10 protein-coding genes are annotated in these 9,783 nt (G+C 72.3%); 9 read left to right on the forward strand and 1 reads right to left on the reverse strand.

All coding sequences use genetic code 11. The features are described 5' to 3' along the window. The first annotated feature begins 130 nt into the window (after positions 1-130). From ACZ4FV_RS50625 to ACZ4FV_RS50655, 7 genes are all read left to right on the forward strand, one after another. Entirely contained in the window at positions 131-649 is a 519-nt protein-coding gene (locus tag ACZ4FV_RS50625) for a GbsR/MarR family transcriptional regulator (RefSeq protein WP_465328135.1), read from the forward strand. A 914-nt stretch (positions 650-1,563) separates the two neighbouring features. After that, complete coding sequence (locus ACZ4FV_RS50630; protein WP_465328137.1) at positions 1,564-1,830, forward strand: zinc finger domain-containing protein; 267 nt, start codon at positions 1,564-1,566, stop codon at positions 1,828-1,830. 12 nt (positions 1,831-1,842) lie between these two features. Beyond that, a complete protein-coding gene (locus ACZ4FV_RS50635) occupies positions 1,843-2,331 on the forward strand; it encodes a recombinase family protein (protein ID WP_465328150.1) in 489 nt (162 codons plus the stop codon). 323 nt (positions 2,332-2,654) lie between these two features. Continuing rightward, on the forward strand, positions 2,655-3,479 hold the full coding sequence (locus tag ACZ4FV_RS50640; RefSeq protein WP_465328139.1) for a pentapeptide repeat-containing protein: 825 nt from the start codon (positions 2,655-2,657) through the stop codon (positions 3,477-3,479). Positions 3,480-4,045: 566 nt separating this feature from the next. Beyond that, positions 4,046-4,174, forward strand: a complete 129-nt coding sequence (locus ACZ4FV_RS50645) for a hypothetical protein (protein WP_465328141.1) — start codon at positions 4,046-4,048, stop codon at positions 4,172-4,174. Positions 4,175-4,649: 475 nt separating this feature from the next. Continuing rightward, entirely contained in the window at positions 4,650-5,528 is an 879-nt protein-coding gene (locus ACZ4FV_RS50650; protein WP_465328143.1) for a tetratricopeptide repeat protein, read from the forward strand. Continuing rightward, a complete protein-coding gene (locus ACZ4FV_RS50655) occupies positions 5,519-5,989 on the forward strand; it encodes a hypothetical protein (protein WP_465328152.1) in 471 nt (156 codons plus the stop codon). The genes ACZ4FV_RS50650 and ACZ4FV_RS50655 overlap by 10 nt, the downstream gene beginning before the upstream one ends. Positions 5,990-6,276: 287 nt before the next feature. Here ACZ4FV_RS50655 and ACZ4FV_RS50660 read toward each other — a convergent pair whose 3' ends face one another. Beyond that, positions 6,277-7,002, reverse strand: a complete 726-nt coding sequence (locus ACZ4FV_RS50660; protein ID WP_465328144.1) for a nucleotidyl transferase AbiEii/AbiGii toxin family protein — start codon at positions 7,000-7,002, stop codon at positions 6,277-6,279. 1,314 nt (positions 7,003-8,316) lie between these two features. Here ACZ4FV_RS50660 and ACZ4FV_RS50665 point away from each other — a divergent pair. Beyond that, positions 8,317-8,742, forward strand: a complete 426-nt coding sequence (locus ACZ4FV_RS50665) for a hypothetical protein (protein ID WP_465328146.1) — start codon at positions 8,317-8,319, stop codon at positions 8,740-8,742. Between the two features lie 173 nt (positions 8,743-8,915). Further along, entirely contained in the window at positions 8,916-9,692 is a 777-nt protein-coding gene (locus tag ACZ4FV_RS50670; RefSeq protein ID WP_465328148.1) for a hypothetical protein, read from the forward strand. Positions 9,693-9,783: the final 91 nt, after the last annotated feature.

Here is a 9,783-nt window from a genome sequence, read left to right on the forward strand (position 1 = left end):
CCTTCCCCCCCCCCCACCCCCCCCCCCCCCCCCCTCCCCCCCCCACACCCCCCCCCCCCCCCCCCCCCCCCCCCCCCCCCCCCCCCCCCCGATCCCCGGCGGCCCGGCGGACGGCGTACACGTCGATCCCGTGCTCTACACCGCCGCGCCCGGTGCCGACTCCGCAGTCGTCCGCGAGTTCGGCGAGCGCTTCACTCCCGTGCTGATGGCGGCCGGCCTGCCGCGGATGGTGGCGCGTCTGCTCGCCTGCCTGTACGCCACCGACTCCGGCAGCCTCACCTCGGCGGAACTGGTCCGGCTCCTCCAGGTCAGCCCGGCATCCGTGTCCAAGGCCGTGGGCCACCTCGAGGAACAAGGGCTGATCCGGCGCGAGCGCCACCCGCACGGCCGGGCGGAGCTGTATGTCATCGACAACGACGTCTGGTTGCAGGCCATCGTGGCCAGCATCCAGGCCAACGCCCGCATCGCCGCCGTGGCCCTCGACGGGGCCCGACTGCTGGGCGCTGCCACCCCGGCGGGAGTGCGGCTCTCGCTCATGAGCACGTTCCTCGACCGGATCGGTCGGGATCTGGCCCGGGGCGCCGAGCGGTGGCGACATGTGGTGGCCGGCCCTCCGGTTAGGGACGATCCGTCAGCGGGCGGCCGGTAGGCGCTCCGCCACGGCGGCCGCGTCCGGGCGCCGGCCGAGGAGCGCGGCCGGGCCGGACTCGGTCGCCGCCCACCCCTCCAGGCAGCGCGGGTGGTGCCGGATGGCGTTGGGATTCGCCGAGGAGGACCTGTGACCATCCGGACGAGTCCACGGGGCCCTCGACGCGACCCCGGAGGTCGCTGCCGCTGCCGTCGGGTGGGTCGGCATCCCGATGGCGGTACATCGCCCAGGAGTTGGTCCGACCGTAGACAGCGCCCTTGCCGGGGGAAACGCGATGTGTCATCGCGTCCCGGGTCGAGGAGCGCGGCTGACAGCGGCTCCAGTCCCGGTTCACACCGCTGATCCTGTTCGACCGGCGCGTCGGCGAGGCCCCACCACCGCTGGTGGACGAGCGAGCCGGCGGCGTCGAAGGCGATCAGGCAGCCGGCTCCCGGGAGTTGGACGCCCTGGAACGGTGCGCACGCCCCGAGCGGCGTCTCGATGAAGCCCATCGCGGACCGTGCGACCAGCGCGGACATCTCCGAGGCGAACGCGAGCCGCGGCCCATCGAGGCGCCGGGCAGAGCGGCTTTCCCCCCGGCCGGCGGCCTGAACCCGCTCCGCCAACGGCTGAAGCACCCCGCCCCCCGCGCGCCGCACGGTTCCACCGCCCCGCTCGCGGGCCAACGCGCGGCTCAACGCCGAAGGCGGCGCCGTCGGTTCGCCACCGGCGGCCGGCCCTGTGTTGCGGCCCGGGTTATCGCGGATTGCGCTCGGATCGACGAACGGCACCTCCGGCGCCGCCTGAGCTGCCACTGCCCGCAGCCGGTGGATCTCCGCTTCGGGTCCCGACCAGTGCAACACCGTGCCCACGACCGGCATACCGATGCTCTCGTCGATGCCGCGCGTCACCGACGTTCTGCGACGCTGAACGGCATGGAATGGACACCGGATCGGGCCGCCGACGCGGTCGAGCGCCACGACTGCCCCAAGTGCGCCGCCCCGGCCGGAAGTTCCTGCCGCACCCGGGGCGGGAGGACGACCGTCAAGTACCACACGCCGCGGTTCGTCCTGGTGCCCGCGCTGCGCGAACTCCTCGACGTCCCCACCCCCACCGATCGCCGACCCGGGAAGCCGTGGATCCGCCGGCCGGCGCCACCGACGGCCGCGGCGGCCTCGCCCGGACCGATCCGGATCGGGTAGGCCCGCACGCCCCTGCGCCGGCAGGAACTCGCGAGCCAGATCGAGGCCCTGGAGAAGGCGGGCTGCTCGAAGATCTTCCGCGAACAGATCAGCACCCGGAGCAAGGTCAGGCCCGAACTGGAGAAGGCTCTGCAACTCGCCCAACGGTTCAAGGAGGCCGCGCCCGACCAGAGCGTGCTGCTCACGGTGCACGAGCTGAAACGGCTCGCCCGAAACGCGGCGGAGCTGATGCGACTGTCGGCCGACCTCCAGGCCGGCGACATGTCCCTGGAACTCCTCACCGGTCCGCTCACCGGCGTGTACGACCCGTCCGGCATGGGCGCCATGCTCTTCGCCGTCCTGGCGGTCGCCGCCCAACTCGACCGCGACTACATCCGCGAGAAGACCCTCGAAGGCCTGGCCACCGGAAATGTCAGTGAAGCCGGAGGTGCGTCAGAGCCCGGGAAGTCGGTCGTCTCTCCGCAACCGGCGGCTCACTGCGGGTCGTCCTCGACGGCCTGACGTCGCCCCCGGCACCTTCGCCTACACCCCCACCGTGGCCGCACTGCGCGGAGGGTGCAACCACGAGCGACCCCGTCGGATGCCGGGGCATACACGTCACCGGACATACCCGGTGCCTGGCTCACCTCGCCCCCACGGACCGGGCCGGGTACCTTGCGGGTCTGGCCCCGGGTGTCGACGTCGATCACCGTGGCACGACCTTCACGGCAACGCTGCTGGACGAGCTTCTCGACGTCCTGCGAAGCCCGACCGCGACTCGTGCCGAGTTTGGAACCGCCCGGTTCGACGAGGCGACGTTCACCGCCGACGCACACTTCGACGGCGTGTCGTTCACCCGCAGGGGCCGCTTCAACGGTGCCACGTTCAGGGCCGACGCCGGCTTCGTCGGAGCGACGTTCACGGCCGACGCCGAGTTCGCCGGAGCCACGTTCGCGGCCGACGCCTCGTTCGAAAGCGCCGCGTTCACGGCCGCCACCTGGTTCGACAACACCATCCTCGGCAATGCCTGCTTCGACCGCGCGACGTTCACCGGCGACGCCCATTTCACCGGTGCCACGTTCGCCGGCGGCCAGTTCACCCGAGCAGTGTTCAGTGCCGAGGCACGATTCGTCGGGGCGAGGTTCGCGATCCACGCCGGGTTCACCCGAGCCGTGTTCACCGCCCGCGCCTGGTTCGGCAGCGCGACGTTCGCCGGCAACGCCTGGTTCGCCAAGGCCACGTTCGTTACCGACGCCTCCTTCTTCCGCGCGACGTTCGCCAACGAGGCGCGGTTCGAGGGCGCCGTCTTCTTTACCGGCGCCGGCTTCGTGGGTGCCACCTTCAGCACCGCCGGCGCTCTGGGGCCGTTCGCGTGTCGGGGGCGCCTGGACCTGTCGAACGCCGTATTCACCGCGCCGGTGACCATCAGCGCCGCCGCGACGTCGGTGGTGTGCGTACGCACCCGCTGGGACTCGACGGCCGCGCTGCGGCTGCGGTACGCGAGCGTGGACCTGACGGACGCGGTGGTCTCTCAACCCGTTGCGATCAGCGCCCACCACGCCCCTCTCGGCACCCCGCCGCCCCCGTGTCCGAGGCCCCGTGGGGCACGGACGACCCGGGCGTGCGTGTGCTCTCGCTACGCGGAATCGACGCCGCGCACCTGGTCCTGACCGGCACCGACCTGACCGAGTGCGTGTTCACCGGCGCCTTCCACCTCGACCAACTACGCCTGGACGGCGACACCCGCTTCGCCTCGCCCCCCACCGGCTGGAGTCTGCGCAAGGGCATCCCCGCCCGACTGGCCCGCCGCAGGACGATCGCCGAGGAACACCACTGGCGCGCCCTGGCCCCCGGCGAGCCACCGCCCCCACACGGCTGGGCACCGGTCCCGACCACCCGAACGTCGCGCTCATCGCGGGCCCGGAGGACATCGGCCCGGTCTACCGCGCACTGCGCAAAGCCTCCGAGGACGCCAAGAACGAACCCGACGCCGCCGACTTCTACTACGGCGAGATGGAGATGCGCCGCCACGACCACAAACGCCCCACCGGCGAACGCGCCCTACTGTGGCAGTCATGGCGAGCAGCAGCCAGGTCAGGGCGCGGGTGGCGCGTAGGCCGTAGCCGGACAGCAGCCAGTAGCCGGTGATCACCCCGACCCCGTCCTGACCGGCTCACCCCATGATCGGCTGACCGGCAAGCGTGCCGAGAAGGCCACCCGGGTCGTCCTGAACTCCGTGGTCTTCCGCTCCTCCGGCCAGAACCTGACCACCGCAGGGGCCTACATCGAGATGACGTCCCGCTTCCTCGAACCCGTCCTCCTCGGCCTCGCCGCACTCGCCATCCGAGGCCGCGTCAAACGCTAAAACCGCTGACTGCGCCGGTTGTTGTCCCCGTCGCCGTGGATGCGACAGGTCGACGACATGGGCGCCGAAGGGTTGTCCCTCACCCTGTGGCAGATGCTCGACCCCGACACTTGGTCCGCCCCCCACCCGAGCCCGTCTTCTGACGTCACCTGCCCACGCTTGGGTAGTCGAGGTCCGGCAAAGTCTTGCCGCGGTCGCAGCCGCGTCCGGCTTCGGTCGACGCGTCGGTCCACGAGCCGCCCCGGTCCGCTTCCGTGGGTGTCGGTGTCCGGTGGCAGCCAGGGGTCCTTCGCTCGGTGACATCCGTGGGACGAGGTCGTGACGTCCGAGTCGTGCGCGCCAGGGGCTACGACAGCAACCCCAGTCGCCAAGGGCTGCGCCGGCGCGGGGTCCTGCCGGTCGTGTCCACCGGCCCGATGCGAAGTCGTCGGTGCTGTCGGCTCCGTGTCGGGGTCGGGCGTTATGGTGTCCGGTCGTGGACGCCACCGATCTCGACTTCCGGGCCCGGACGCGGTCCGGCTGCATTCCGCCGGAGCTGGTTGCGCGGCTGCTCGAACGAGGCCGTGCCGACGTGGTGGAGGCGCAGGCCGGACGCGGGCAGTGGTTCTGCGCGTTGGCGTGGGCACGGGTGCTGGGTGATCGGGGCCGGGAGGGCGATGCGTGGGAGGTGCTCGCCCCGTATGTGGCAACGGGCTGGTGGACGGCCGTTGTTGCCGCGGCCGGGCTGCTGGAGGGCTGGGGCCGCGTCGACGAGGCGATCGACATCACCCGAAAGCGCATGGAGGCCGGGTACCCCAGAGCCCTGGACGCCTATACGAGGCTGCTCGCCCGGCACGGCCGCGCCGAGGAGGCGTTCGACCTGCTCGTGCCGTATGTCGACGACTGGGTGCTCGCCACCGCCCTGGTCGACGTCGCCTGCGTTGCCGGCCGCGACGAGGAGGCCGCCGCGCTGCTCGCCGGCCTGATTCGGGCCGACCACCGCTGCGACGGCCCATGGTGCTGCCGCGGCCTCGACCCCGACACGGCGCTTGGCCTGCTCGCGACGATCCGCGAGCGCCAGGGCCGTATCGACGAGGCCGTCGCCCTGCTCCACCGCCAGCAGATTATCTCGGTCAATGGCCGAGACCAGCTGGCCGACCTGTTGGCGCGGCACGGCCGGGTCGAGGAACTGCGCGCCTACGCCGCGTCGGACGGGCATGAGGAGGCCGTGGGGCGGTTGGCGGAGCTGTGGGAGAAGGGTGGCGACGTGGAGGGCGCGATCGCGACGGTCCCGCGGCCCGGGACCCGAACTCGGCCTACGAACTCGCGCAGCTCCTGGTCCGGCACGGACGGGGAGAGGAGGCGATCGCCGTGATGCGCGCCCGGGCCGACGCCCACCCCGGCGACGACTGGATTCTCCACGCCTTGGCCGAGCTGTGCCTGGACCGGGGCCGCCCCGCCGACGGCCTGGCCCACCTCGACGCCCTCCACGCCCGGCGCGGGGGCGAGGACGAGTGGGAGCTGTACCGGATACGGTTGCCGCTGATCGCCGCCCGCGGCGGCGTCGACGAGGCGCTCGAACACGCCCGCGCCCACCCCGAAGGTGGCACCTGGTACGCGGCGGAGGACATCGCACGCCTGCCCGCCGGCGCCGGGCGCACCGAGGAGGCCGTCACCGTCCTCCAAGAGCACGACCGCGGGATCAGCCACGACCTCGCCCACCACCTCGTCGACCTCGACCGCGTCGAGGAGGCCCTGGCCGTCCTGTTGCACACGAACCCCCCGCCACCACTCGTGCCGACGACGCACCCGTGGTCCCACGAGCCACCACGCTGAAGCCCTGACCGAGCGCCGACGATGACGGGCCATCACTCGGGGGGCTATCGATGTGGCCGCGCGCGGAGGCCGGTATCGCGCGGCTGTGGGAGGACGTGCTCGACCGGCACCTCGTCGCGGCCCGGCTGCTCTCACACGCGAAGCCCACCGACCTGCGACGTCACGGCGTTCCCACACGCGCCGCCCGGCGAGGGCACCGCGAGCGGGCCCGGTCGAGCGGACGAGCACGCCTCACACTCGCCCCGGACGACGCGGTGCCGGTCGGAGCCGGATTCGCCCGGCCTGGCTCATCCGGGGAGTTCGATGCCGACGTCGCGCCGGCCGGCGCCCTCGGTGACCATCGGCGATCCCGCGACGAAGCCGGGTGCGAGCGCCCGCACCAGCCGCGCCGCGGGATCGCCTTCGGCAAATCGCGGGTACGCCAGGCGGAATCCGGCCCAGTCCACCCGATCGAGCCCGAGCGCGTCCCGGGTGAACGCGCGCCCGCCGTACGTGGGGTCCCACGCCATGAACGTGGCCCGCGTCAACGCGGTGGACAGGCACACGCGTTCGGCGAGCAGCGCTGCGTCGTGGACGTCCTTGCCCCGCGGCGGATCGTCCTCGATCAGCCACAGGAGCTTCCACGCCAACGACTGCTCGGGCGTGGCCCCGAGCAGCAGATGCGTCTCCGTCCCGTCCGACGACGGGATCTCGACCAACGCTGGTGCGCTGGGCAATCGTTCGCCGAACGCGAAGTCCAGGTGCACCGTCCCGCCCGGCAGCCTCTCGGACCGCCACCGCAAACCGAGTCGACGACCGGGCATCCGGTCGTAGTCCCGGATCTCCTCGTCCGACGTCGACGTGGCGAACACCCGCACGCCGCACGGGTCCGCGGCGGACGACTCCTCGGCGCGGCGCGCGATCTCGGCGAACATCCGCGCGGTACGGCCGTCCTGCGGCCGCCACCCACTCGTGGTGACCACGAAGTCCAGATCGCCCGGGTCGCGCGCGGCGGACCCGTACCACGCCCGCAACAACCGCTCCCGCGCAACACGAGTTCGTCCACCCAACGGGACGCGGCAACCGCCGCCAGGACGTGGTCCATCGCCCGCGCCCGATCCCGGCACCACCGTGCCGTCGCGTCCGGGGCGAGCGGGAACGGCGGTGCGGAGGAGGAGGACATGGGGTCGATCCTCCACGGCGCCGGCGGCCGCGGCAACGAAGTTCCGGGCCCCGGTGCGGGTCGGGTGGCGCGGTGGGGGTCGTTCGTCGGTCGTGGATCGCCCGCAGCCACGGTTCCCGGACGGCGGGCAACCGCGCGAGCGTATACCGGAACGCCTCTCCGGATGGCCGGAACGGGTACCACGGGGGCGGCGGCAGCGGGTCGTCCCGCTCCACGCCGGCCGGCAGCCCGCCGACCACGCTGTCGGTGCGCGTTCGGCGGACGCTTCGGTGCCCGGGTGCTGTCGCAGAAGGGGCCCGGGCTGCGTCGCTGTGGACGCTGACGATCTCGACCATCGGGCCCGGGCCGTATCCGGTTGTATTCCCCCGCACTTGGTCGTCCGCCTTCTCGAACCGGCGTTGAGTCGACGGGGTTGGTCGGGGATCCCGGTATTCGAAGGAGTCCCGGCGGAGGGGTCCGTATTCTCGCGGAGGCGCGTGTTCGTGCGCGGAAGCGGGGGTTCGGGGACGTCGGTGGATTTCGAGTTGATGTGGTCGACGTTCAAGTCCGGGAGGGGAACGATCCCCAGTGTGGTGTCGTCCGACCCGGTGGAGAGTGACGTGGCGGTGTTGGCGGAGCTCGACGGGCGGGTGCACTGCGTCCACAACGATTCCCTGGGGTACGGCCGGTATCTGTGGTGTAGCGTGTTCACCCCGGCCTTCGGGGGAGGCGGGCAGTGGGGGGAGCGTCGGCGTATCGAGGTTGCGCATACGGGGACCGCGCCGGCGCTCGCGTCGTTCGGCGGCCGGCTGTACCTGGCGTACCTGACGCGGGAGCCCGACGAGGATTTCCCGGTGTTGCTGTTGGCGACGTCGGGTCGCTACGGCGGTTGGGAATCGCGGGCGGTCAGTCGGCTGGTCAGTGGACAGCCCGTCCTGGTGGTCCACGACGGTGTGCTTCATCTCGTCTTCCACGGGTTCGACCCCTCGGTCGAAGTCCCGGACGGGGTGCGGGAGACGTCGTCGCCCCGCCTGTCGGACACGTTCGTGGGCACCGCGTACCGGTACCGGCACACCGCCGTCGTGTATCACCTGACGTTCGATGGCACGTCCTGGTCTGACGAAGCGCCCCCGCCCGTCGGCGACAGGTTCGACTTCGACCTCGCCTTCCATGGGGGCGGCTGCACATGCTGTTCCGTCGGTACGACGACGACCAACGCGACGCCGCGACGATCGTGCACACCGCCGCCCAGCAGGGCGGCACCTGGTCGGAACCGGTCGTGCTCGCGCGGACCGCGGGCACGGGTCGGCCGGTCCTGGCGGTGCACGAGGGCCTCCTCCACGCGGCCTGGGCGACGGGGGTCTGGAGCGGACCCGAGGACGACCCGGATGACCACGACGACCCCCAGGCGTGGGAACCGCCGGCGTGCGACGCCCTTGTCAGGCTCGCCGTTCTCGAGGACGGCGCGTGGCGCGAGATCCACACGGTGACCGTCGAGGGATGGACCGCGCGGCCCCGGACCCCCACGCCGGCGCTGATCTCCCACACCGCGCCGGCCGGCCGGAACCGGCTGCTGTTCGTGTACTCCGCCCCCGTCGCCCGGGAGCAGTAGACGTCCACGAGCGCGGACTTCGACCCCTTGCCATCCGCGCAGTGCCGCCGCGACGGCGTGGTCGAGGAACGACATCCCCTCCAACGCCTGGTGGGTCCGGCCACCGGCCATCGAACACGCCCGCCGCGATGCCCCCGGGCAACTCGGTTCCGGCGACGCCGTAGTCTCCGGGTGTGAGTGAGAACGGCAGGCCGACGGGAGAACCCGCTCTCGACGGGCCACCCCACCACTGCCGGATCCTGGACGGCACGGACTGGGCATCCCTGGGCACCGGGCCTGGAACGGGGGAGTTCCTGCCGGAGGCCTTGGCACGCCTCCTGGACCCCGACCCGGCCGTTCGGGCCGACGCCGCAACCGACGCGCTCGGGGAGGTGACCCACCAGAACACCATCTACGAGGCCACCGTGCCCGTGGCCCGCTACGTCGCGGCCGTCCTCGACCAACCCCACCTCACAGCAGGCGACTTCGACCCCGACGCCGCAGCGCCGTCGCGCCGCCCGACGCTGGTGAGGCTGCTGGAATGGTTGGGCGACACCGCCCGCGATGCGGACGACGAGTGCGTCGCCATCGGCGAACGCCGGCACGGGGAGCGGTTCCTCCACGAGTACGAGGAGATGCGGGCGTTTCGGGACCTGCGGCCGGTGTTCCTCGCCGCCGTCCGGCCCTTCCTCGGCCACGAGAACGCGGACGCCCGCGACGCGGCTCTCGTCGCCGCCGTCCCCCTCGCCGAACACCCTCTCCTGGGCGGGCATCGCAGCGAACTGGCCGATCACGCCCGGCGTCTCCTGGCCACGAGCACCGATCCGCACAACCGGGACTGCGCCTTGGCGGCGCTGCGGGCGTGGGGTCACGACACCGGCGACCTGGAGACCGCGGACGACGTCGCGGCCCGCGAACGGTACGCCCGCGGCGCGGCCATGGGCGGATACGACGACGACCCGCCGTTTTAAGAAGTCGTTTCATTTGGCATATTGGCGGTAGCAGATCAATGCGGCAGCGATGCTGACGAACGCGCCGAAGTGCGCCGCCTTGACCTCGTAT

Source organism: Embleya sp. NPDC025285 (assembly GCF_055558835.1).

Bases quoted from the DNA above. Each gene is read 5' to 3' on its own strand.
- ACZ4FV_RS50630 (WP_465328137.1), top strand. From the start codon at position 1,564: ATGGAATGGACACCGGATCGGGCCGCCGACGCGGTCGAGCGCCACGAC.
- ACZ4FV_RS50665 (WP_465328146.1), top strand. From the start codon at position 8,317: ATGCTGTTCCGTCGGTACGACGACGACCAACGCGACGCCGCGACGATC.